Annotated in this window: 23 protein-coding genes; 19 read left to right on the top strand and 4 right to left on the bottom strand. The window is 38.2% G+C overall.

Annotated elements, in window-relative coordinates; genetic code table 11:
* The first annotated feature begins 179 nt into the window (after nt 1–179).
* From tsaD to DXB58_RS23770, 19 genes are all read left to right on the top strand, one after another.
* Nucleotides 180–1,199, top strand: a complete 1,020-nt coding sequence (gene tsaD, locus DXB58_RS23860) for a tRNA (adenosine(37)-N6)-threonylcarbamoyltransferase complex transferase subunit TsaD (protein ID WP_004306076.1) — start codon at nt 180–182, stop codon at nt 1,197–1,199.
* A 44-nt stretch (nt 1,200–1,243) separates the two neighbouring features.
* Nucleotides 1,244–2,476: a competence/damage-inducible protein A gene (locus tag DXB58_RS23855; protein ID WP_122138466.1), complete on the top strand. Its 1,233-nt coding sequence runs from the start codon at nt 1,244–1,246 to the stop codon at nt 2,474–2,476.
* A 122-nt stretch (nt 2,477–2,598) separates the two neighbouring features.
* Nucleotides 2,599–2,859, top strand: coding sequence for a 50S ribosomal protein L28 (rpmB, locus tag DXB58_RS23850; RefSeq protein ID WP_004295983.1), 261 nt, complete (start codon nt 2,599–2,601; stop codon nt 2,857–2,859).
* Nucleotides 2,860–2,880: 21 nt separating this feature from the next.
* Entirely contained in the window at nt 2,881–3,069 is a 189-nt protein-coding gene (rpmG, locus tag DXB58_RS23845; protein ID WP_002560155.1) for a 50S ribosomal protein L33, read from the top strand.
* A 16-nt stretch (nt 3,070–3,085) separates the two neighbouring features.
* Complete coding sequence (locus DXB58_RS23840) at nt 3,086–3,244, top strand: DUF4295 domain-containing protein (protein WP_004295982.1); 159 nt, start codon at nt 3,086–3,088, stop codon at nt 3,242–3,244.
* A 138-nt stretch (nt 3,245–3,382) separates the two neighbouring features.
* On the top strand, nt 3,383–4,342 hold the full coding sequence (gene ftsY, locus DXB58_RS23835; protein WP_122138465.1) for a signal recognition particle-docking protein FtsY: 960 nt from the start codon (nt 3,383–3,385) through the stop codon (nt 4,340–4,342).
* Entirely contained in the window at nt 4,339–5,649 is a 1,311-nt protein-coding gene (gene rimO / locus DXB58_RS23830) for a 30S ribosomal protein S12 methylthiotransferase RimO (RefSeq protein WP_122138464.1), read from the top strand. The genes ftsY and rimO overlap by 4 nt, the downstream gene beginning before the upstream one ends.
* Nucleotides 5,642–5,914: an HU family DNA-binding protein gene (locus DXB58_RS23825; protein ID WP_004306073.1), complete on the top strand. Its 273-nt coding sequence runs from the start codon at nt 5,642–5,644 to the stop codon at nt 5,912–5,914. Before rimO ends, DXB58_RS23825 begins: the two co-directional genes overlap by 8 nt.
* Nucleotides 5,915–5,926: 12 nt before the next feature.
* Entirely contained in the window at nt 5,927–7,342 is a 1,416-nt protein-coding gene (locus DXB58_RS23820; protein ID WP_122138463.1) for an HU family DNA-binding protein, read from the top strand.
* Between the two features lie 237 nt (nt 7,343–7,579).
* Nucleotides 7,580–8,575, top strand: coding sequence for a MoxR family ATPase (locus DXB58_RS23815; RefSeq protein ID WP_004295977.1), 996 nt, complete (start codon nt 7,580–7,582; stop codon nt 8,573–8,575).
* A gap of 83 nt (nt 8,576–8,658) precedes the next feature.
* Nucleotides 8,659–9,528 carry a DUF58 domain-containing protein gene (locus DXB58_RS23810; RefSeq protein ID WP_004295976.1) on the top strand — a complete coding sequence of 290 codons (870 nt, stop codon included), beginning with the start codon at nt 8,659–8,661 and terminating at the stop codon, nt 9,526–9,528.
* A gap of 11 nt (nt 9,529–9,539) precedes the next feature.
* Nucleotides 9,540–10,616 (top strand): hypothetical protein, encoded by a 1,077-nt coding sequence (locus tag DXB58_RS23805; RefSeq protein ID WP_004325925.1) that lies wholly within the window; start codon nt 9,540–9,542, stop codon nt 10,614–10,616.
* A 49-nt stretch (nt 10,617–10,665) separates the two neighbouring features.
* Nucleotides 10,666–11,649: a VWA domain-containing protein gene (locus tag DXB58_RS23800; protein WP_004295974.1), complete on the top strand. Its 984-nt coding sequence runs from the start codon at nt 10,666–10,668 to the stop codon at nt 11,647–11,649.
* Between the two features lie 45 nt (nt 11,650–11,694).
* Nucleotides 11,695–12,723, top strand: coding sequence for a VWA domain-containing protein (locus DXB58_RS23795; protein WP_004295973.1), 1,029 nt, complete (start codon nt 11,695–11,697; stop codon nt 12,721–12,723).
* Between the two features lie 8 nt (nt 12,724–12,731).
* Nucleotides 12,732–13,454 (top strand): tetratricopeptide repeat protein, encoded by a 723-nt coding sequence (locus DXB58_RS23790; RefSeq protein ID WP_004295972.1) that lies wholly within the window; start codon nt 12,732–12,734, stop codon nt 13,452–13,454.
* Between the two features lie 31 nt (nt 13,455–13,485).
* Nucleotides 13,486–15,312, top strand: coding sequence for a BatD family protein (locus DXB58_RS23785; protein ID WP_122138462.1), 1,827 nt, complete (start codon nt 13,486–13,488; stop codon nt 15,310–15,312).
* Between the two features lie 18 nt (nt 15,313–15,330).
* The gene (locus tag DXB58_RS23780) at nt 15,331–16,164 is read left to right on the top strand and encodes a tetratricopeptide repeat protein (RefSeq protein WP_032853596.1); all 834 of its coding nucleotides are present in this window, start codon (nt 15,331–15,333) and stop codon (nt 16,162–16,164) included.
* A gap of 129 nt (nt 16,165–16,293) precedes the next feature.
* Nucleotides 16,294–16,584 (top strand): hypothetical protein, encoded by a 291-nt coding sequence (locus DXB58_RS23775; protein ID WP_004295969.1) that lies wholly within the window; start codon nt 16,294–16,296, stop codon nt 16,582–16,584.
* Nucleotides 16,585–16,661: 77 nt separating this feature from the next.
* Nucleotides 16,662–17,783, top strand: a complete 1,122-nt coding sequence (locus tag DXB58_RS23770) for a universal stress protein (protein WP_004306068.1) — start codon at nt 16,662–16,664, stop codon at nt 17,781–17,783.
* Between the two features lie 88 nt (nt 17,784–17,871).
* Here the strand turns inward: DXB58_RS23770 and DXB58_RS23765 are convergent, their stop codons facing one another.
* The 4 genes from DXB58_RS23765 to DXB58_RS23750 form a co-directional block, all read right to left on the bottom strand.
* On the bottom strand, nt 17,872–19,260 hold the full coding sequence (locus tag DXB58_RS23765; protein ID WP_122138461.1) for a hypothetical protein: 1,389 nt from the start codon (nt 19,258–19,260) through the stop codon (nt 17,872–17,874).
* 162 nt (nt 19,261–19,422) lie between these two features.
* Nucleotides 19,423–20,472, bottom strand: a complete 1,050-nt coding sequence (locus tag DXB58_RS23760; protein WP_122138460.1) for a hypothetical protein — start codon at nt 20,470–20,472, stop codon at nt 19,423–19,425.
* A gap of 2 nt (nt 20,473–20,474) precedes the next feature.
* Nucleotides 20,475–20,894: a hypothetical protein gene (locus DXB58_RS23755; RefSeq protein ID WP_147338748.1), complete on the bottom strand. Its 420-nt coding sequence runs from the start codon at nt 20,892–20,894 to the stop codon at nt 20,475–20,477.
* A gap of 168 nt (nt 20,895–21,062) precedes the next feature.
* A complete protein-coding gene (locus DXB58_RS23750) occupies nt 21,063–23,489 on the bottom strand; it encodes a major capsid protein (RefSeq protein WP_122138458.1) in 2,427 nt (808 codons plus the stop codon).
* Nucleotides 23,490–23,659: the final 170 nt, after the last annotated feature.

Genomic DNA, 23,659 nt, shown 5'->3' with positions numbered 1-23,659 from the left:
ATTCAGCAAAACAATAGTCCCGATATATACTCCCAGTACAATACCTACTACCCAGCGTACAGTCTTTTTCAGCGTTCTGATATGCGATAACTTTTATTTTGCGAACAAAAATATAAAATAGTTCGTTACGAATCGTAGTTTTATGATTACTTTTGCACCGTTTAATAGTTTAAATACTTATGAGTGCAATAATTTTAGGAATTGAATCCTCCTGTGACGATACGTCGGCAGCCGTAATCAAGGATGGTTATTTGCTGTCAAATGTGGTATCAAGTCAAGCCGTACATGAAGCATACGGCGGAGTAGTACCCGAATTGGCTTCACGGGCACACCAACAAAACATCGTACCGGTAGTACATGAAGCATTAAAACGTGCCGGCGTCACCAAAGAAGAGTTGAGCGCAGTAGCTTTCACTCGCGGACCGGGATTGATGGGGTCTTTGCTTGTTGGAGTCTCCTTTGCAAAAGGATTCGCTCGTTCTTTAAACATTCCAATGATTGATGTTAATCATTTGACCGGACATGTTTTAGCTCATTTTATTAAAGCAGAAGGAGAAGAGGAGAGGCAACCTGTTTACCCATTTCTCTGTTTGCTGGTATCCGGAGGAAATTCACAAATCATACTGGTCAAAGCCTATAATGATATGGAGATTCTTGGACAGACTATTGACGATGCCGCAGGTGAAGCTATTGATAAATGCTCTAAGGTGATGGGACTTGGTTATCCCGGCGGACCGATCATTGACAAACTGGCTCGTCAGGGAAATCCGAAAGCTTTTACATTCAGCAAACCGCATATCCCTGGTCTGGATTACAGTTTCAGCGGATTGAAAACTTCCTTTTTATATTCATTACGCGACTGGTTAAAGGAAGATCCCGATTTCATAGAACACCATAAAGTAGATCTTGCAGCATCATTGGAGGCTACTGTAGTGGATATTCTAATGGATAAATTACGAAAAGCCGCTAAAGAATATAAGATTAATGAAATAGCTGTGGCCGGAGGAGTTTCTGCAAATAATGGATTGCGTAATGCTTTCCGGGAACATGCCGAGAAATATGGCTGGAACATTTTTATCCCTAAATTCAGTTATACGACTGATAATGCAGCCATGATCGCCATTACCGGATATTTCAAATATCTGGATAAGGACTTTTGTTCTATTGATCTTCCGGCTTATTCTCGTGTGACGTTATAGTTGGGTATACCTTATTATATATAATAGGATAAAAACTAAGAAGTATGTTTGCCGAAATAATAACCATTGGCGACGAACTGTTGATCGGACAGGTTGTCGACACTAATTCGGCCTGGATGGGGCAGGAATTAAATAAAATAGGCATCGAGGTTCTTCGTATTGTTTCAATCCGTGACCGGGAAAAGGAAATCTTGGAAGCGATTGATAATGCGATGGAAAGGGTGAATATTGTTTTAGTAACTGGAGGACTCGGACCTACCAAAGACGATATCACCAAACAAACTTTATGCAAATACTTTCATACGGAACTGGTTTTCAGCGAAGAAGTATTCGAAAACGTAAAACGGGTACTGGCAGGGAAAATCCCAATGAATACACTCAACAAAAGCCAGGCAATGGTTCCGAAAGATTGTACTGTGATAAATAATCCTGTAGGAAGTGCTTCTGTCAGCTGGTTCGAAAGAGATGGAAAAGTTCTTGTTTCCATGCCGGGCGTTCCGCAAGAGATGACTGCCGTAATGACAGAAAGTGTATTACCTAAACTGCACGAGAGATTTCAAACGGATGTGATTATGCATCAAACATTTCTTGTACAACACTATCCGGAATCCGTATTGGCAGAAAAACTGGAACCGTGGGAGAGTGCTCTGCCGGAATGTATCAAATTGGCATATTTGCCTAAGCTGGGGATTATTCGTCTTAGACTGACAGGGCGCGGACAAAATAGGGAAGAAGTAAAAGTTCTTCTTGAACGTGAAAAGGTAAAATTAGAGGAAATACTTGGTGAAGACATTTTCAGTGAAGAAGATACGCCTTTGGAAGTTATAGTCGGTGAACTTTTAAAAAAGAAGAAATTGACCGTTTCCACCGCAGAAAGTTGTACCGGAGGCAGTATTGCCGCACGTTTGACCTCCATTGCCGGTAGTTCTGAATATTTTAACGGAAGCGTAGTAGCCTATTCAAATGAAGTAAAAATGGGACTTTTACACGTTTCCTCCGAAACATTGGGGCAACATGGGGCCGTCAGCGAAGAAACTGTGATTGAAATGGTAAAAGGTGCGATGAAAGCACTGAAAACCGATTGCGCCGTTGCTACTTCAGGGATAGCAGGCCCTGGAGGGGGTACTCCCGAGAAGCCAGTGGGAACTGTTTGGATAGCTGCTGGTTATAAAAACGAAATTTGTACTTACAAACAGGAAACGAACCGCGGAAGAAGCATGAATATCGAAAGAGCAGGCAATAATGCATTATTAATGCTCCGTGATTTACTCAAATAAAGAAAAATAGGTGCCTGGAAGTGAATTATTTTAGGAAATTCTTGTTTTATACGGATAAAAGTGCTTACTTTGCGTCCTGTTTGAAAGAAGTATAGATATAAAACTATAAAAATAAGATAGAAATGTCGAAGATTTGTCAAATTACCGGAAAGAAAGCCATGATTGGCAACAATGTTTCACACTCAAAGAGAAGAACTAAAAGAACCTTTGATTTGAACTTGTTTAACAAAAAGTTCTATTATGTAGAACAAGATTGTTGGATCAGCCTTAGCATTTGCGCTAACGGGTTGCGTATTATCAACAAAAAAGGACTGGATGCTGCGCTGACTGAAGCAGTGGCTAAAGGTTATTGTGATTGGAAAAGCATTAAAGTAATCGGCTAAACGTAGAGGAGAAAACTTACAATGGCAAAGAAAGCAAAAGGTAACAGAGTACAAGTGATTCTGGAATGTACAGAACACAAAGACAGTGGAATGCCGGGAACATCTCGTTATATCACAACTAAGAACAGAAAGAATACTACAGAAAGACTTGAGTTGAAAAAATACAACCCGATTCTGAAGAGAGTAACAGTACACAAGGAAATTAAATAATAAAGTAGTATAACCCATGGCAAAGAAAACAGTAGCAAGTTTGCACGAAGGTTCTAAAGAAGGTCGTGCTTATACCAAGGTTATCAAAATGGTAAAATCTCCGAAAACTGGAGCATACGTTTTTGATGAACAAATGGTTCCTAACGAAAAAGTACAAGACTTTTTCAAAAAATAATCGAAATAGCATATACGCTATAACTGCAAAATCCTCTCATTGGCGAACAATGAGGGGATTTTTTATTGCTTCTTTTTTTACTTTTCCAATCCTTTGTTATATCTTTGTAGCAAATGTATTATACAAACAAGTGTAAATATGGGATTTTTTAGTTTTTTTTCAAAGGAGAAGAAGGAAACTTTAGATAAAGGATTATCTAAAACCAAAGAGAGCGTATTCAGTAAAATAGCTCGTGCTGTGGCTGGCAAGTCAAAAGTAGACGATGAAGTATTAGATAATCTGGAAGAAGTGCTGATTACATCTGACGTAGGTGTAGAAACAACTTTAAATATTATCAAGCGCATCGAAAAACGTGCTGCTGCAGATAAGTATGTAAATACTCAGGAACTGAATCTTATATTACGTGACGAAATAGCAGCTTTGCTTACTGAAAATAATTCGGATGATGTAGCTGATTTCGACGTACCCATCGCAAGAAAACCTTATGTCATTATGGTTGTGGGAGTAAATGGGGTAGGTAAAACTACAACCATTGGTAAACTGGCTTATCAATTCAAGAAAGCAGGTAAATCCGTTTACTTGGGAGCCGCTGACACTTTCCGCGCTGCAGCTGTGGAACAGCTAATGATTTGGGGAGAACGGGTAGGAGTTCCCGTAGTTAAACAGAAAATGGGAGCAGATCCCGCATCTGTGGCTTATGACACTCTTAGTTCGGCCGTTGCCAATAACGCAGATGTGGTTATTATTGATACAGCCGGTCGTCTGCACAATAAGGTAGGCTTAATGAACGAGTTGACCAAAATTAAGAATGTGATGAAAAAGGTAGTGCCTGATGCACCGGATGAAGTTTTATTGGTACTGGACGGTTCCACCGGACAAAATGCATTTGAGCAAGCCAAACAATTTACTTTGGCGACGGAAGTTACCGCTATGGCCATCACTAAGCTTGATGGAACCGCTAAAGGTGGTGTTGTGATTGGTATTTCCGATCAATTCAAGATTCCTGTTAAGTATATCGGACTAGGCGAAGGCATGGAAGACCTGCAGGTATTCCGTAAAAATGAATTCGTTGATTCCTTGTTTGGAGAAAATGCATGAAAAGAAAAACAATAGATATTATTACTTTAGGATGTTCTAAAAATCTGGTTGACTCCGAGCAGCTAATGCGCCAATTGGAGGAAGTCGGATACAGCGTAACTCATGACACTGAAAATCCGCAAGGGGAAATTGCGGTAATCAATACATGTGGGTTCATTGGTGATGCCAAAGAAGAATCCATTAATATGATTCTGGAGTTCGCTGAAAGAAAAGAAGAAGGGGATTTAAAGAAACTTTTCGTGATGGGTTGTCTTTCCGAACGCTATCTCAAGGAACTAGCTGTTGAGATACCGCAGGTAGACAAATTTTACGGGAAGTTTAATTGGAAGGAGCTTTTGCAGGACTTGGGAAAGGTCTATCACGATGAATTATATATCGAACGGACATTGACAACTCCTCAGCATTATGCTTACCTGAAAATTTCAGAAGGATGTGATCGCAAATGTTCTTATTGTGCTATTCCCATTATTACAGGACACCATATTTCCAAGCCAATAGAAGAAATTCTGGACGAAGTACGATACCTGGTATCGCAAGGCGTGAAGGAATTTCAGGTGATCGCACAAGAATTGACTTATTATGGGATCGACCGGTATAAAAAACAAATGCTTCCGGAATTGATTGAGCGTATTTCTGATATACCCGGGGTGGAATGGATTCGCTTGCATTATGCTTATCCAGCACATTTTCCTACAGATTTATTCCGGGTTATGCGCGAACGTGACAATGTATGCAAATACATGGACATTGCCCTTCAGCACATCAGTGACAATATGTTGAAGTTAATGCGCCGACAAGTGAGCAAAGAGGATACTTACCAATTGATCGAACAATTCCGTAAAGAAGTGCCGGGCATTCACTTGAGGACGACTTTAATGGTAGGACATCCCGGAGAAACTGAGGAAGACTTCGAAGATCTCAAAGAATTTGTACGTAAAGTACGTTTTGATCGAATGGGTGCTTTCGCATATTCCGAAGAAGAAGGTACTTATGCTGCAGAAACATACGAAGATTCTATTCCACAAGAGGTTAAACAAGCCCGACTTGATGAATTGATGGATATCCAGCAAGGTATTTCGGCAGAGTTAAGTGTAGAAAAGATCGGTAAACAGATGAAAGTTATCATCGATCGTCTGGAAGGAGATTATTATATCGGACGGACAGAATTTGATTCACCGGAAGTAGATCCGGAAGTATTGATTGATCGTTCAGAGAGAGAACTTAAGATCGGACAGTTTTATCAGGTAGAAGTGGTGAATGCGGACGATTTTGATTTATATGCAAAGATTATAAATGACTATGAATAATAAGGAATTTACATCCGAACTAGCGGAAAGATTGGGATACACAATCAAGGATACTTCCGAATTGATGAATTCTTTGTTGTCCAGTATGACACAAGAATTGGAAGAAGGTAATGTGATTGCAATTCAAGGATTCGGTTCTTTTGAAGTGAAAAAGAAAGCGGAACGGATTTCAATCAACCCGGCAAGCAAACAACGCATGCTGGTTCCACCTAAATTGGTGTTATCGTATAGACCTAGCAATACATTGAAAGATAAGTTTAAATAAATATTTCCCGTTATGAATGAAAGACTAACAATTCAAGACCTTACTGACTTATTGGCAGCCAAACATAGCATGACCAAGAAAGACGCCGAAGCGTTTGTTAAAGAGTTTTTCCTCTTGATAGAACAAGCCTTGGAGAACGAAAAGACTGTAAAAATCAAAGGATTGGGAACTTTCAAACTTATTGATGTAGATAGCCGGGAAAGTGTCAATGTCAACACAGGAGAGCGTTTCCAGATAAAAGGACATACGAAAGTCTCATTTTCTCCGGATACAAATCTAAGGGATACGATAAATAAACCTTTTGCACACTTTGAGACTGTTGTATTGAATGAAAATACAATTCTGGAAGATACTCCGATAGAAGAGACTGAGGAAGAAGAAACAGGAGAGGAAGCATCAGCACAGGCAGTCTTGAATGAGATGGGGGATGACTCTGAAACTATTGTGATAGAAGAAAATGAAGGTACTGATGATGGTCTTTCGGAAGAAGAGCCGATTCAGGAAGAGCAAATAGCCAGTCAGCCACTTGTGGAAGAGTCCATTGAAGAACCTGCTATTACTGAGGAATCTGCAATAGCACAGGAATCGACAGAACAGACGTCTCCTAAAGAGCCCGAAGAAGCCATTACAGAGACTGATATCGAAGAAAAGGTAGAACAGCTGGAAGATGAAGAGGTTCCGGAAGAGGAAGTGATAATCGATGAGCAGCAAGCAGCATCTATAGAAGAAGAAAAAGAAGAGATCACTGCCGAAAAGATTATAGAGCAAGAGCTTCTAAAAGCAAATCTGCAACCTGTGACTCCTATAGTGCCTCCTGCTGAAAAAGAAACGATAAAACCGGTCCAACCGGAACAAGTATCCCAACCGGTTTCTAAAAAGACAGCCCCAGTGAAGGAAAAATCTCCTGTACCTTATTTAATAGCTGTTATTGTAGTCGTTTTGTTATTATGCGGAGGTGTCATTCTTTTTATTTATTATCCGGATTTATTCTCTTCTTCATCTGACAAGAATGCACTGGATATGCCGCCTGTGACCACTCAACCCGTTCAACCGGAAACGCAGCTTTCTGATACGATTGCACATAAGGATACCGCAAAGGTAATAACGCCTGATGTATCCAAAGTCGCTACCACGACACAACCGGTTGCCAAAAAAGAAGAAGCTATTCCTGTCAAAGCAGAACCTCAAACGGTTACACAACAACCTGCTACTTCTGCCTATCTGGATTCAGCATCTTATAAGATTACGGGAACCAAGACAAAATATACAATCAAAGAAGGAGAAACTTTGACTAGGGTTTCCTTGCGTTTTTATGGTACAAAGGCAATGTGGCCATACATTGTGAAACACAATCCGAAGGTTATTAAGAACCCCAACAATGTACCGTATGGCACAACTATTGAAATACCGGAACTTACAAAAGAATAAGTAGTTATAATCCATTCACCCGACCATGCAAATCCTGTATTGGTCGGGTGAAGTGTTATGGATGTACAAAAGCGTATGAAAGTACCTTAATCTAAAGATTTCGCATTGTTTTTTAATAAAAATTAGTTGCAATCGTTAATTATATGGCGTACTTTTGGGGCAAAATAAAAAGCCTTATGACACAGGCAAGGCTTACATAAAATTAATGGGATTTAAATAATAAAATATTAAGTATTTATGGCTGAATCAATTGATATCCGCGAGCTAAATGAGCGGATTGAAAGACAAAGTGCTTTCGTTACCAATCTTACGACAGGTATGGACCAAATCATTGTTGGTCAGAAACATTTGGTTGAATCACTGCTTATCGGATTACTTTCCGATGGCCACGTCCTCTTGGAAGGTGTGCCTGGTTTGGCGAAAACTTTGGCTATTAAGACACTCGCTTCTCTGATTGATGCGAAATATAGCCGTATCCAGTTTACGCCGGACTTATTGCCTGCAGACGTTATCGGTACAATGGTTTACAGTCAGAAAGATGAATCTTTTAAAGTGCAGCGCGGACCTATTTTCGCAAACTTTGTATTAGCTGATGAAATTAACCGTGCTCCTGCAAAAGTACAAAGTGCTTTGCTGGAAGCAATGCAGGAACGTCAGGTTACTATTGGTAAAGAAACATTCATGTTACCGGAACCTTTCCTTGTATTGGCAACTCAGAACCCTATCGAACAGGAAGGTACTTATCCGCTTCCTGAAGCACAGGTTGACCGTTTCATGCTGAAAGTAGTCATTGATTATCCGAAGTTGGAAGAAGAAAAATTGATTATTCGTCAGAATATCAATGGTGAGAAGTTCAATGTGAAACCTATTCTAAGAGCGGATGAAATTATTGAAGCACGTAAGGTTGTTCGTCAAGTCTATCTGGATGAGAAGATCGAGCGTTATATTGTAGATATCGTATTTGCAACTCGTTTCCCAGAAAAATATGACCTCAAGGAACTGAAAGATATGATCGGATTCGGAGGTTCACCTCGTGCGTCTATCAATCTGGCTTTAGCTGCTCGTACGTATGCATTCATCAAACGTCGCGGCTATGTTATTCCGGAAGATGTACGTGCTGTAGCACATGATGTTCTTCGTCACCGTATCGGATTGACATACGAAGCTGAAGCTAACAACATGACTTCGGACGAAATCATCAGTAAGATTCTGAATAAGGTTGAAGTGCCCTAATTTGTAGTTATAATACAGTCAATAAGTAGTCATAAGTATCTATGCATGACTACTTAACTACCTACTAATTAACTACTGTATAAATGGAAACAAGTGAAATACTAAAAAAAGTTCGCCAAATTGAAATAAAGACACGAGGATTGTCTAACAATATCTTTGCAGGCCAGTATCATTCGGCTTTCAAAGGTAGGGGTATGTCATTTTCGGAAGTCCGTGAATATCAATTCGGTGATGATATACGTGACATAGACTGGAATGTGACTGCGCGCTTCAATAAACCTTATGTGAAGGTGTTTGAAGAAGAACGTGAACTGACAGTTATGTTAATGGTTGATGTTTCCGGAAGTTTGGAATTTGGTACGATCAAGCAGCTAAAGAAAGATATGGTGACGGAAATCGCTGCTACTCTTGCTTTCTCTGCCATCCAGAATAATGATAAAATAGGTGTGATTTTCTTTTCAGACCGGATAGAGAAGTTTATTCCTCCCAAGAAAGGACGTAAACATATCTTATATATTATCCGTGAATTGATTGATTTCCAACCGGAAAGCCGTCGCACAAATATTCGTCTTGCCTTGGAATATTTGACAAACGTAATGAAAAGACGTTGCACTGCATTTATCTTATCAGATTTTATTGACCAGGAAAGCTTTAAGAATGCGCTGACCATTGCTAACAGGAAACATGATGTAGTAGCATTGCAAGTATACGACAGGAGAGTCAGTGATCTCCCTCCAGTAGGACTGATGCGAATCAAAGATGCAGAAACTGGACATGAACAATGGATTGACACCTCTTCCAAAGCTGTACGCCGGGCACATCGCGACTGGTGGATACAAAAGCAGACTGAACTGAACGATACTTTTACCAAAAGCAACGTAGATGCTGTATCCGTCAGAACCGATCAGGATTACGTAAAGGCATTGTTGAATTTATTTGCCAAACGAAATTAATGGAATCAAAGATGAATAGAAATATTATTCTGATAGCATTATTAGGTCTATTGTTTGTCAGTAAAGCAGTAGCACAGTCTGTTACAGTAGAAGCAAAAATTGATTCACTGCAGATACTGATCGGCGAACAGGCGAAAGTGCAATTGCAAGTAGCCATGGATGCCAAACAGCGTGCTATTTTTCCTGCTTACACTGACACATTGGTAAGAGGTGTGGAAATTATAGAAACAGTCAAACCAGATACACAATTCCTGAATGATCGTCAGCGGATGGTGATTACGCAGGAGTACATTATCACTTCTTTTGACTCTGCTCTATATTATCTGCCGCCAATGCCAGTTACCGTAGATGGGAAAGTGTACAACTCCAAAGCTTTGGCATTAAAAGTATATTCAATGCCGGTTGACACCTTACATCCGGACCAGTTCTTCGGACAAAAACCTGTGATGAAAGCTCCTTTCGCATGGGAAGACTGGTATGGATTGATCGCTTGTTCATTCCTGGCTTTACCTTTGCTTGGCCTGCTGATCTATCTGATTGTTCGTATACGTGATAATAAACCGATTATCCGTAAAATTAAAGTTGAACCTAAATTGCCGCCACATCAGGCTGCAATGAAAGAGATAGAACGTATCAAGACAGAGAAGGTATGGCAGAAAGGGCAATCGAAGGAGTACTATACCGAACTTACCGATGCTATTCGTACATATATTAAGGACCGTTTCGGATTTAATGCATTGGAAATGACTTCTTCTGAAATAATCGATCAGTTACTGGAAATGAATGATAAAGAAGCCATATCAGACCTAAAACTATTGTTCCAGACTGCTGATTTAGTGAAGTTCGCCAAGCATAATCCTCAGATGAATGAAAACGATGCCAATTTGATTAATGCCATTGATTTTATCAATGAGACCAAACAGCCGGAAGAGGAAAATCAGAAACCGCAACCAACGGAAATCACAATCATTGAGAAACGCTCTTTACGTGTTAAAGCTATGCTGATTTGTGGAATTGCATTGTTATCAGCAGCATTGATCGGTACCTTTATATATATAGGTCTACAGTTATACAATCTTTTTGTATAAAGGATGTATAGCTTAATACTAAATAGTAAACTGTTAAATCATAAATAAAATGGTTTTTGCCAATATTGAATATCTGTTTTTGCTATTATTGCTTATACCGTATATTGTATGGTATATCCTGAAGCAAAAGAAAAGTGAAGCAACTCTTCAAATTTCAGATGCCCGGGTATATGCACATACACCTAAAAGTTATAAGAATTATTTGTTGCATGTTCCATTTCTATTACGCTGCCTTGCTTTAGTACTGGTTATTTTGGTTCTTGCACGCCCGCAAACTACTAATAAGTGGCAGAACAGTGAGATAGAAGGAATTGATATTATGCTGGCTATCGACGTTTCTACCAGTATGCTGGCTGAAGACTTGAAGCCGAACAGACTGGAAGCTGCTAAAGACGTAGCTGCAGAGTTTATCAATGGACGTCCCAATGATAATATCGGTATTACATTATTTGCAGGAGAAACTTTCACCCAATGTCCGTTGACTGTAGACCATGCTGTATTGTTGGATATGATACATAATATCAAATGTGGTCTTATCACTGACGGTACTGCTGTCGGTATGGGTATTGCAAATGCTGTAACCCGCTTAAAAGATAGCAAAGCGAAATCCAAAGTTATTATCCTATTGACGGATGGTACTAATAACAAGGGAGATATTTCGCCTATGACAGCGGCAGAAATAGCAAAAAGCTTTGGTATTCGTGTATATACCATCGGAGTAGGTACCAATGGAATGGCTCCTTATCCTTATCCAGTCGGAAATACGGTGCAATATGTAAGTATGCCGGTAGAAATTGATGAAAAGACATTGACAGAGATCGCCGGAACGACAGATGGTAACTATTTCCGGGCTACGAGCAACTCGAAGCTTAAAGAAGTATATGAAGAAATTGATAAACTGGAAAAGACGAAACTGAATGTAAAAGAGTATAGTAAGCGGGACGAAGAATATCATTGGTTTGCTTTAGCAGCTTTTCTCTGTGTCTTGTTGGAAGTACTATTACGTAATTCGGTACTCAAGAAAATTCCATAAGGATGTTTGTCAATCGTTATTTGCCAATCATAAAATAGTAAGAAGATGTTTCGATTTGGAGAACCTACATATTTATATTTATTGCTACTATTACCTTTTTTAGCAGCTTTCTACTTGTATTCCAATTACAAGAGGAGAAAGAATATCCGACGTTTCGGAGATCCGACTTTGTTAGCTCAGTTAATGCCTGACGTATCCAAATATCGTCCGGATGTAAAATTCTGGATTATTTTTGTTGCTATTGGTTTGTTCTCCGTATTACTGGCACGCCCTCAATTCGGTTCAAAACTGGAAACGGTTAAACGTAAGGGAGTAGAGGTAATTATTGCTTTGGACATTTCAAACTCTATGTTAGCGCAGGATGTACAGCCTAGCCGTTTAGAAAAAGCAAAAAGATTAATATCCAGATTAGTAGATGAGCTTGATAATGATAAGGTAGGTATGATTGTATTTGCCGGTGACGCTTTTACACAGCTGCCAATTACAAGTGACTATATTTCTGCTAAGATGTTCTTAGAATCCATTAGTCCTTCGTTGATTTCTAAACAGGGTACAGCTATTGGGGAAGCAATCAATCTGGCAGCCCGTAGTTTCACTCCGCAAGAAGGGGTAGGACGGGCCATTATTGTTATTACTGATGGTGAAAATCATGAAGGTGGTGCAGTGGAAGCTGCCAAAGCTGCGGCAGAAAAGGGTATTCAAGTAAGTGTATTGGGAGTAGGTATGCCTGATGGCGCTCCAATACCGGTGGAAGGAACGAATGATTACCGCCGCGACCGGGAAGGTAATGTGATTGTTACCCGTTTGAATGAAGCTATGTGTCAGGAAATTGCAAAAGAAGGAAAAGGTATATATGTACGAGTAGATAATTCTAATTCAGCCCAAAAGGCCATCAATCAAGAAGTGAATAAAATGGCGAAGTCTGATGTAGAGTCGAAAGTATATACGGAGTTTAACGAACAATTCCAGGCTATTGCATGGGTTATTCTACTATTGTTATTGGCAGAAATCTTAATTCTGGATCGCAAAAATCCTTTATTTAAGAACATTCACCTGTTTTCTAATAAGAAATAGTTATACGTATGTTAAAAAGTAAATATATTCTATTCGCTGTATTTCTGTTAGCGGCAGCTGGTGTATCGGCTCAGAAAGCAGAACGCGACTATATCCGTAAGGGAAACCGTCTGTTTAATGATAGCGTATTTGTTGATGCAGAGGTGAACTACCGGAAGGCCTTGGAAGCTAATCCCAAGTCTACGGTATCCATGTATAATTTGGGAAATACCCTTTCGCAACAGCAAAAGTTTCAGGATGCCATGGAACAATATGTATCGGCCAGCAAAATAGAAAAAGATAAAATGAAACTCGCCCATATTTATCACAATATGGGGGTAATTTTCCAGGCTGGTAAAGACTATGCCAAAGCTGTAGATGCATATAAAATGTCACTGCGTAATAATCCTACCGATCATGAAACCCGGTACAATTTGGCTCTTGCACAGAAAATGCTGAAAGACCAACAAAATCAGCAGAATCAAGATCAAAATCAGGACCAAAACAAAGATCAGCAAAAACAAGATCAGAAACAGGACCAGAATAAAGACAAACAGAAGGATCAGAAACAAGATGAAAAGAAAGATCAGCAGCAACCACCGAAATCTGAAAAGAAACAAGATAATCAGATGTCAAAGGAAAATGCTGAACAATTACTGAATTCTGTCATGCAGGACGAGAAAGATGTGCAGGATAAAGTGAAGAAGCAACAAAAAGTTATGCAAGGCGGTCGCTTGGAAAAAGATTGGTAATATAAAGTTGATGATATAAATTTCATAAGCAATGAAAAAACTGATTATTATATTGATGGCATTGATAGCATATAGCACTCATGTGTTTGCTGATAAGGTGTCTTTTACTGCTTCTGCTCCTGATGCAGTGGTAGTAGGCGAACAATTCAGGCTGTCGTATATTGTAACTACACAAAAAGTGAAAGATTTTCGGGCACCATCAATCAAAGGTTTTGATGTATTGATGGGTCCAAGCCGTTCACAACAAAGTAGTACTCAAATAGTGAATGGTAATGTTACATCTACTAGTAGTATTACATTTACATACATATTAATGGCTAATAATGCCGGAGAATACACAATACCCGGTGCCTCCATTGTTGCCGATGGTGACCAAATGGTGTCAAACTCAGTAAAGATTAAAGTATTGCCACAAGATCAAGGTGGCAATAGCGGACAAAATAATAGTAGTGGTTCTATACATTCCTCATCTGGTACAAGTGTCTCTAATCAGGACCTTTTTATTATGGCAAGTGCCAGTAAGACAAATGTGTATGAACAGGAGGCTTTTGTCCTAACCTATAAAATATACACCAGAGAATCCAACTTACAACTTAATAATGCGAAATTGCCCGACTTTAAAGGTTTCCATTCTCAAGAAATAGAAATGACAACCAATGCAAGATGGACTCCGGAGCATTATCAGGGACGTAATTACTATACAACGGTTTATCGCCAGTTTGTTCTCTTCCCGCAACAATCAGGAAAGCTATATATTGATCCGGCACAGTTCCAGATGACTATCGGAAAACCTGTGCAATCAGATGATCCTTTTGATGCCTTCTTCAATGGAGGAAGTAATGTCATTGAAATTAAAAAAAATATTTCCACTCCTAAGATAGCAATAAATGTCAATCCGCTTCCTACGGGTAAACCTGCAGATTTTTCAGGTGGAGTGGGAGAGTTCAATATTTCTTCTTCTATCAACAGTAAGGAACTGAAAACCAATGATGCTATTACTATTAAACTGGTAATATCCGGTACAGGTAACCTGAAGTTGATTTCTAATCCGGAAATTAAATTCCCGGATGATTTTGAAGTATATGATCCCAAAGTAGACAATCAAGTCAGATTAACCCGGGAAGGACTCACAGGCAATAAAGTTATTGAATATTTGGCAATTCCGAGACATGCCGGAACATATAAGATTCCGGGAGTATCTTTCAGCTATTTTGATATTCGCTCCAAGTCTTATAAAACACTGAAAACAGAAGATTATGTAGTAAATGTTGAGAAAGGTGCAGGTAATGCGGATCAAGTAATTGCTAACTTCACGAATAAAGAGGACTTGAAAGTATTAGGTGAAGACATCCGTTATATCAAACAGAATGAAGTTACTCTCCAACCTAAAGGAAGTTTCTTCTATGGTTCAATGACATATTGGTTGTTCTATATCATTCCGGCTCTTGCCTTTATTATTTTCTTTATTATTTATCGTAAGCAAGCTGCTGAAAATGCAAATGTTGCTAAAATGCGTACGAAGAAAGCAAATAAAGTGGCAACGAAGCGTATGAAGCTTGCAGGAAAATTACTCTCCGAAAATAAAAAAGATGCTTTCTACGATGAGGTATTAAAGGCATTGTGGGGATATATAAGTGACAAACTGAATATTCCGGTATCTCGTTTATCTAAAGATAATATTGAAGAGAAACTAAGAAATCACGGAGTAAATGAGGAACTAATCAAAGAATTCCTGAATGCATTGAATGATTGTGAATTTGCACGGTTTGCTCCAGGTGATGAGAATCAAGCTATGGATAAAGTTTATTCTTCTTCAATAGAAGTAATAAGCAAAATGGAGAATTCAATAAAACATTAACCCAGAAGAGATTATGTCATGAAAAAGATATTATTTTTTATATTATTATCAATGTCGCTTACTTGTTTCGGACAAGATTCGTTAAGCATTGATACTAGACAAACGAATGGAGTTGATTCTATCCACGCTTCGCATACCACATTTTCCAGTAATACACTGGAAGATGCAACAAAAGCTGAAGGAGATTCCGCATATATAAAAGAAGATTATGCAGCAGCTATTCAGATATATGAAGCATTACTGAAAAATGGAGAAGCTGCCGACGTCTATTACAATCTGGGAAATAGTTATTATAAAATAGGGGAGATAGCGAAAGCTGTTTTAAATTATGAGCGTGCTCTGCTATTACAACCAGGAAATGGTGACATCCGTGCTAATCTTGAAGTGGCACGTGCAAAAACAATAGACAAGGTTGAACCTGTTCCCGAAGTATTCTTTGTTTCATGGATCAAATCTCTGACAAATAGTATGAGCGTAGATGCATGGGCCACATGGGGTATTGTCTCCTTTATTCTATTGATTATCGCTCTCTATTTCTTTATATTCTCCAAACAGATTATGTTAAAGAAAATAGGATTCATATCAGGAATCATTTTGCTGATTGTCACTGTTTGCTCTAATCTTTTTGCTTCGCAACAAAAAGAGCATTTGGTTAATCGAAGTGAGGCGATAGTAATGAATCCGAGTGTAACAGTACGGAGTACTCCAAGCGAGAGTGGAACTAGCTTGTTTATTCTCCATGAAGGGAGAAAGGTAAGTGTCAAAGACAACTCTATGAAAGAATGGAAAGAAATTCGACTGGAAGATGGAAAAGTCGGGTGGGTACCTGCTTCTGCTATCGAGGTGATATAAAGGTCATTAATAGATTTTATATATTCAAGAAAAAAAGATAAGCAAATAATTTGTTTTATCTTTTTTTTTTGCTTAAATTTATAGCGTGATAAAAAAATCACATAGTATTAACCATTAAATTTATGAGACATGAGAACAATAACGTTTAATGAACTTCGTAAAATTAAAGATTCATTGCCTAGCGGTAGCATGCATAGAATAGCAGACGAACTTGGTTTGCACGTAGATACAGTGCGAAACTTCTTCGGAGGACACAATTTCAAGGAGGGAAAAAGCGTCGGAATACATCTCGAGCCCGGTCCAGATGGTGGGCTTGTAATGTTGGATGACACGACCGTTCTTGATCGGGCTTTAAAAATCCTAGATGAATTGAATATGAGTATGCAAAAAGAACAGGCTACCGAATCTGTGCAAGTTTAAAATATAACAAACTGAATCCCAATTGAATCAAACAATTGGGATTTCTTATTTGTTTTCACCTTATAAAATGTACATTTATGGAAGACAAATTAGTAACCCTGGCCATTCTGACATACACCAAAGCGCAGATCTTAAAGAATGTCTTGGAAAATGAAGGTATAGAAACCTACATTCATAACGTTAATCAAATACAACCGGTTGTTTCATCGGGAGTGCGTTTACGAATTAAAGAAAGCGATCTGCCACGTGCTTTGAAAATAACAGAAAGTTCTACATGGCTGTCTGAAAGTATAGTGGGAGAGAAGGAGCCCAAAGTAAAAGATAAATCAAATAAGATTTTAATTCCCGTCGACTTCTCTAATTATTCGATGAAAGCATGTGAATTTGCATTCAACCTGGCAAAAACAGAAAATGCAGAAGTCATCCTGTTGCATGTCTATTTCACGCCTATTTATGCATCGTCGTTGCCTTATGGGGATGTTTTCAATTACCAGATTGGAGATGAAGAATCTGTAAAAACAATTATCCAAAAAGTCCATTCTGATCTCAATGCTTTATCAGAGAAGATAAAAGAAAAAGTTGCATCAGGCGAATTTCCCAACGTTAAATATAGCTGCATCTTACGTGAAGGTATTCCAGAGGAGGAAATCTTAAGATATGCTAAAGAACAGCGTCCTATGGTTATCATTATGGGTACCCGAGGCAAAAATCAGAAAGACATTGATTTAATTGGTAGTGTAACCGCTGAAGTTATTGACAGGAGTCGCACGGCTGTATTGGCTATTCCGGAAAATACACCATTTAAACAGTTTAGTGAAGCAAAACGAATTGCCTTTATTACCAATTTTGATCAAAGAGATCTAATTGCTTTCGAGGCATTCTTTAATACTTGGAAATCATTCCATTTTTCTGTATCTTTGATACACCTTACAGATTCTAAAGATACCTGGAATGAAATAAAACTAGCAGGTATAAAAGAATATTTTCACAAGCAATATCCGGGGCTTGAAATTCATTATGACGTAGTGATGAATGATAATTTATTAAAAGGACTTGATCAGTATATCAAAGATAATCATATAGATATAATCACTTTGACTTCTTACAAAAGGAATATATTTGCTCGATTATTTAATCCAAGTATTGCCAGAAAAATGATTTTTCATTCAGATACACCATTGCTTGTTATTAACAGCTGATCAAATCAGGCAAAAAATGAGCATTCAAGATTAGGGAATAATAAGTATTATGACCAAATAATTTAACATAAAAATAATTAATGAATAGTTAAATAATCTCCTTATTTTCTTGTATTTTTCTACGATAGATTAAGTTGTATTTTATATCCTGAATATTCATAGGCGGCAAAGAATCATATAACAATGACATTTTTTGCTGCCTTTTTTCAGCAAGTTGTAGACGTTGTTTTAGATAGTTTTCATCATAAGTTTCAAGGTATAAATAACGACAGAGTTCATTAGCACGGAGACAGTTATCAATATATTCATTTTGTAGACGAGTAGTAGACATAGTACGATAATATGCGACATATTTAGGCATAGATTTAAGGCAGATTTGAGTAGGAAGAAACCAGTATTTTTTTAAGATAGTTTTTTCATTATCTTCAATATGGAATTTATAAGAAGGGTCAAGGACTTGAGCAATAGAGATACGTTTAGAGATAAGTTTGCATAATTCAGTATGAGCATCACGGATTTGTTTTGGGAGAACAACAGACAGAGTAGGGAAGTAGATACGACGGAAGTAACCGGGCATAGTCACAGTTTGAGTATAGCCAGTAAAAGGATCAGTAGCAGTAATTTTTGTATCATCAGGATGCGAACGATAGTGTTCTAAGAATTTACGGGCATATTCGGCACCTAAACCACCATTTTTGCGAGAAGTAAGGAAGAACAGAGGGTTTTTACCTTTGGGCGGTTGATATTGTTTTTTCATGTATTTCATAACATAGGAAATGGCACCTTGTTTACAAGGAAGGCAGTAAGCAAAGCCAAGAGATTCCATAATAGGAGAACCATCAGAAGCATATTCACCAGTGAAGCAAGTCCAGCAGGATTCAATGAAATGTAAGACAGAAGTAATAGTACGGAAATGTTCAGAATCATTAGGAAAGTTCCAAAGAATCATGTGATAATGAGGACGTTTAGATTTAGAACCATATTCGCCAACAGCGACATAACGGAGATTATGAGATATATTTAGACGGTCTAGTTTGATACGTAGACGTTTGAGGAATAATTGTATTTCTTCTTTAAAAATACCACATTTAGGCAAGTGTTCATTATTATAAGTAAGTGTAAGGAAGTAAGGCATAGAGGTTGAAGTAGCATTTTCACAAATAGCACGGAAAGACCACTCACGGGACTTTTTATCACGACAAAGTTCACATTTACCACAGGGAACAAGAATAAACATAGGAAAAGTTTCACCAGTATGTGTATTAATAATATAATAATCATCTATATTATCAGGAGTTACACCAAAACGATAGGGGTTAAAGTTCCATTCAGGAAAGGAGTATTTATAATACTCCGCAATCGAGTTAGAAATAGTAGTATCACCGTTAGGAGTATGATAAGTTTTATATGTAGTAAGAAGATACTTAAGATTTGAATTCCGTATAATTACGGGATTTTCGCAATATATTTGTGACATAAGAATAGGGGATTAGCTCACAGAAGGAGCACTTAGAGCAATTCGTAACTGAAAGCTAGATTTAAAACGCTCATAATGAGAGGCGTGTCAGTTACTCTGTATATATCAAGTTATAGGAGACGATTTTAGAAGAAATCGTAAAAAAGCAGGGTAACAACCCTGCTATTTAAGTGGAGAAATCCTTTGGATAATATAACCAAGAGAATTAAAGAACTTAGATACAATATGTTCTTTACCTTCACCATCTAAACGAATAGAGAGGTCTAAAGTCTTTTCTAAATTATCATTTTGAAGAGACTTTATAAGTTCAGATTTTTCAGAATTAGACAAACGTTGACTAGCTTGTATAAGCCTTTCAGTACCTTGCTTTAAGAAGGTAAGAGCAGCAGAAGCATCATTAACATTAGCCCTAGAAATAGATTCAGCTATCTCGAAAGGTAACACATTAAGAACGCGCTTAATATTAGCGTGATTAAGACCAACTTTAGATAGAATTTCAGAGATTTCATAACGTTGTTTATCTTTTCTTAAGTTATATTCAAGCATTGCTTGAACTTGTTGAAAAGTACGATTTTCCATTTGACTCTGCAAATCTTCTATCTTTTTTTGAGATTCTTTTACACTTTGTTGCATTACTTTAAGCTGTTCGGTAGCAACTTCAATCTGTTTATCATTCAAGCCAGCAGCAGAAAGTTTTTGGCGAACATCAGCAGATTTAACATCAACATCACCTGTTAATAGATCAGGAAGAAATGAATTTGTAATACTTTGACCTTTAGTATCTTCATCAGTCTTTTTTGCTTGAGATTCTGCCAATTTTGCTTGCGCATTAGTCAAACGAGTTTGCGAAGCTTGAGCAACCATATCGCCAATAGTACGCTTATTAGCGAGATTACTAACATCAGTAGGTTGAGAACCATCACCAGCGGTCATTTCAGGAGAAGCAGCAGACAAATTTTGCTGACCGTAAATCAAATCAGAATTCAAACCAGCAGCTTTATAACGTGCCATTTGAGCAGCAGGGGAATTATATGCGTTTTCACGGTTCCACTGGTCAATGTTCCATTGATTTTGCATTTTAGCAAGATTCAAATTATATTCACGGTTCTTCTCATTCTCATATTGCTGGGCAGCAATTTGAGTATCAATATTCTTATTTGAAGCGACATTGCCAGCTATCGAGCTGGCAACACCTATAGCAGTAGACAACATAACTAACCGAATTTACGTTTATCAACTTTGTGAGCTTTAAGAACTTTGTTTTTAGTAACTTGTTCAAGTTCCCAAAGTTCACACATATCAGCGGAACGTTTGAACACGGGTTCAACGTCCCAAGATTTAGCAGTAGAAATAGCATCACCTTCAAGAAATTGCTTTTCATTCGGAAGATTAACGGCAATTCCTCTATCAGTCAATTCTTTAATATTTTGAGGTGTTAACGCCAAATTAGGTTTAGTAATTTCATAATCAACACCAGTCTGTAACTTACAAGTACACGGCTTTATTTGAGCCTTTAAAATACGTTTAGCCATAATAGTAAAATTAAAAGTTATTTTTTGTCCTACGCAGACGGCGGCAACGTGACGTTGCATCCAAGTTGCCTCCGGCGGGAAAATTTGCATTGATTTTTTCATAGACGGCTTCCGCCTTTAAGGGTTTAGGTTAAACTAACCGGAGCACCCCCTAAAAGGGGACCCCCCAAGGAGCCGGACAGCTCCCCCCAGAGGGGACCCCCCATCGCAGAGTAACCGGGTCTGAAACTAAGAGAGGACAGTTATTCGCACACACGAAGCGCGCGCGCGTTAATCTAACCGAGGAATAGCAACACGGGCAATAGGCAATTTACACGTACAATCTAACCATATCTGACCGTAGATTTTATCCGTAGTTTCAGTAACAGCAAACACATCAGTAACCTGTTCAGGGTCAACCAAAAGGAATGATTTTGCAAGCGCAGGTTTTTGGTCAAATACACGATGCATCAAAAAGTTAGACAAATTAGTACGGAATAAACCATGCGCAACATCATATTTTTGAGCGTATTCATACCAAGGACGGTTATAGCCGAATGTTTCAGTAAGAGAATCAGGATTATCATTATAAGCCTGAATAGGACATACCTCATTATATTTAATAGGCTGGAAGCCAATCAAGTTAAATTCAGGCTGATAATGTTCCATCAAACCACGATAAGTAAAGTGCTTTGGCAGAAGTTGAGTATAAACGGGTAGGGGAGTAACAACAAGAATACCCATAATAATAGATTCTTCATCACAGAAACACTCAATATTAGCATTAGCTTCACCACGAACACCTGCAAGACCAGACTGTGAACCAAGAGCAGTAGCATAATCACCGGAACCGGATGCAGCGTTTTGGTCAACAGTTTGAGTAACTGAATTTACATCAATATCACGGGAAACACCTCCAAAAAATTCAGGGAGAAGTAAATCAGCATAACGAACCTTAACAGCAAAACGACCTTCAACAATATCTTTATAACTATAACCTTTACGCATATTGAGTTCAAGGAACTTTTGATAACAATTTACCATACGCAAGTCAGGAATAGAGATACCAGAGGTAGCAAGATCATAAAGAGAACGTGCCTGGCGAACGGCTGTGCCGTTATCAAGTTCTACATATTCAACACCTTCAAGACCTTCATCAGAAGATTTAAATGAAAGACCATACTTTTTACCGTCTTCATCGACAAGGGCAGTTTTAATAAGTTCGGTACGTGTACCGTCACCATTGTCAACAGTTTGAGTATAAGTAGTAATACCTACAAGCGGTGCATTACCTTGCTGGGGAGATTGAACAGCAGTAGTAAGGAAATCTTTTTCCCAATTAGCATAGTGAAGTTCATATAATTCATTATCAGCACCACCTTCATCATTAGGAATCCATTTATTATACTGAACTTGACCATTCAGATAGTACGGATTATTACGATTATCACGCATAAAAGCATTATAAATACCTTCATAAGCACGGAAACCATAAGCAAGGATTTTTTGTTGCTTATCCTTATTAGTATGAGAAGAATTATACCACGGACAAGTATCCAAAGACAAATCACGGGACAATTCAGGATCACGCAAAAGATAGCAACTAGAAGTAACAGAAGCAAATACGGGAGCCGTCCAAGTCCAAGCGGTAGTAGTACTACCAGCACCAGCAGGGATTGGAGCACTCAAATCGTTAGGAAGAGAATCAATAAATGTACAATCCCATTTATCAATAGAACCGTTATACTGTAACCATTTCTGAATAGAAACAAAAGGATTATAGGCGAGATAACAATATAATGTTTCACCAGCAACAGCAGAATCAAGAAAAGTTTGCGAAAGTTGACCACGAACCTTCAAAACCAAACTTTCAGAATCATATTCAAAAGAAGTTAACAGATTATAAGCCTTACTCTCATCAGCACCACGAACAACAAATATCTGCATTAATTGAGACAAATAAGTAGACCAACCATTAGGGAGAGAGCAATCAGGAAAACGAAACTCAAAATAATCATTTACCGTTGAATTACCTTGTATTTCACAATTAGCCTTAAAACAAGTACCAACAGGAATCAATGTATTAGCAGTAACAGTATTTGAGGCAGGATAACTCAAATTTAACTCATTACCAATAACATTATCAACCTGCAAACCGTAAGTTTTATTAGCTTCATAAGAAACAGCATCATAAACGCCACGAGTACCTGCAAAAATACCACGATTATCAGAAATATCTTTAGTATAATACTGTGATTGCATTTGGAATTGAATAGGGTCAGGAGAACCTTGTTCAGTTTCAGAACCACCAAATTTACCAACAAGAGTAGTAGGAAGTCCAAGATAATCACCAAGAGAACCTGTAGAAGCCATAGCTTTCAACTTAGCATTAGTATTGAAATTAATATACGGCTCTTCAAGACCTTCACGGAAGTTACCAATAAAATCCTTATAGTCTTTCCAAAGGGCACGCAAAGGATAGCGGTAGAATGAAATACGGGCTTTCATACGTGTCTGAATAGGGAATACCATAGGCATAAACTGGAGACCAAAACGAGGGTTTACACGAAAAGAAGTCTTAGCAGGCACAAGGTCACAGAAGATAGGAGTAATACGTCCAATTTGAGTAGTCAGGTTATTAGCATGAGACCAGTCAAAGTTATTTACTTTTACGTCATTATCGACGTCAAGGGTAGCATCAAAAATATTATCAGCCATTGTTAGAAGTTTTTGGGGTTAATATTGATATGAGTTGAATCGACAGATGAGGTAGTAGTTTGCTCCGTTTTTTGAGAACTATTAGTATTATTCTTACTAACAGATAACGAAAGAGTACAAGCAGTAGAAAGGATTATTGCCGAAACAGTCGTAATAAGCGTACAAACAGC

Source organism: Bacteroides sp. OM05-10AA (assembly GCF_003439055.1).
GTDB classification, from domain to species: Bacteria; Bacteroidota; Bacteroidia; order Bacteroidales; family Bacteroidaceae; genus Bacteroides; species Bacteroides intestinigallinarum.
Note: the sequence above shows the minus strand (reverse complement) of the source record. Positions and strands in the feature narration are given on the sequence as shown.

Bases quoted from the DNA above. Each gene is read 5' to 3' on its own strand.
- DXB58_RS23760 (WP_122138460.1), bottom strand. From the start codon at position 20,472: ATGTTGTCTACTGCTATAGGTGTTGCCAGCTCGATAGCTGGCAATGTC.
- DXB58_RS23815 (WP_004295977.1), top strand. From the start codon at position 7,580: ATGGCTGAATCAATTGATATCCGCGAGCTAAATGAGCGGATTGAAAGA.
- rimO (WP_122138464.1), top strand. From the start codon at position 4,339: ATGAAAAGAAAAACAATAGATATTATTACTTTAGGATGTTCTAAAAAT.
- DXB58_RS23825 (WP_004306073.1), top strand. From the start codon at position 5,642: ATGAATAATAAGGAATTTACATCCGAACTAGCGGAAAGATTGGGATAC.
- rpmB (WP_004295983.1), top strand. From the start codon at position 2,599: ATGTCGAAGATTTGTCAAATTACCGGAAAGAAAGCCATGATTGGCAAC.
- DXB58_RS23820 (WP_122138463.1), top strand. From the start codon at position 5,927: ATGAATGAAAGACTAACAATTCAAGACCTTACTGACTTATTGGCAGCC.
- DXB58_RS23805 (WP_004325925.1), top strand. From the start codon at position 9,540: ATGAATAGAAATATTATTCTGATAGCATTATTAGGTCTATTGTTTGTC.
- rpmG (WP_002560155.1), top strand. From the start codon at position 2,881: ATGGCAAAGAAAGCAAAAGGTAACAGAGTACAAGTGATTCTGGAATGT.
- DXB58_RS23810 (WP_004295976.1), top strand. From the start codon at position 8,659: ATGGAAACAAGTGAAATACTAAAAAAAGTTCGCCAAATTGAAATAAAG.
- DXB58_RS23775 (WP_004295969.1), top strand. From the start codon at position 16,294: ATGAGAACAATAACGTTTAATGAACTTCGTAAAATTAAAGATTCATTG.
- DXB58_RS23755 (WP_147338748.1), bottom strand. From the start codon at position 20,894: ATGAAAAAATCAATGCAAATTTTCCCGCCGGAGGCAACTTGGATGCAA.
- DXB58_RS23770 (WP_004306068.1), top strand. From the start codon at position 16,662: ATGGAAGACAAATTAGTAACCCTGGCCATTCTGACATACACCAAAGCG.
- DXB58_RS23855 (WP_122138466.1), top strand. From the start codon at position 1,244: ATGTTTGCCGAAATAATAACCATTGGCGACGAACTGTTGATCGGACAG.
- DXB58_RS23785 (WP_122138462.1), top strand. From the start codon at position 13,486: ATGAAAAAACTGATTATTATATTGATGGCATTGATAGCATATAGCACT.
- DXB58_RS23800 (WP_004295974.1), top strand. From the start codon at position 10,666: ATGGTTTTTGCCAATATTGAATATCTGTTTTTGCTATTATTGCTTATA.
- DXB58_RS23795 (WP_004295973.1), top strand. From the start codon at position 11,695: ATGTTTCGATTTGGAGAACCTACATATTTATATTTATTGCTACTATTA.
- DXB58_RS23780 (WP_032853596.1), top strand. From the start codon at position 15,331: ATGAAAAAGATATTATTTTTTATATTATTATCAATGTCGCTTACTTGT.
- ftsY (WP_122138465.1), top strand. From the start codon at position 3,383: ATGGGATTTTTTAGTTTTTTTTCAAAGGAGAAGAAGGAAACTTTAGAT.
- tsaD (WP_004306076.1), top strand. From the start codon at position 180: ATGAGTGCAATAATTTTAGGAATTGAATCCTCCTGTGACGATACGTCG.
- DXB58_RS23840 (WP_004295982.1), top strand. From the start codon at position 3,086: ATGGCAAAGAAAACAGTAGCAAGTTTGCACGAAGGTTCTAAAGAAGGT.
- DXB58_RS23765 (WP_122138461.1), bottom strand. From the start codon at position 19,260: ATGTCACAAATATATTGCGAAAATCCCGTAATTATACGGAATTCAAAT.
- DXB58_RS23790 (WP_004295972.1), top strand. From the start codon at position 12,732: ATGTTAAAAAGTAAATATATTCTATTCGCTGTATTTCTGTTAGCGGCA.
- DXB58_RS23750 (WP_122138458.1), bottom strand. From the start codon at position 23,489: ATGGCTGATAATATTTTTGATGCTACCCTTGACGTCGATAATGACGTA.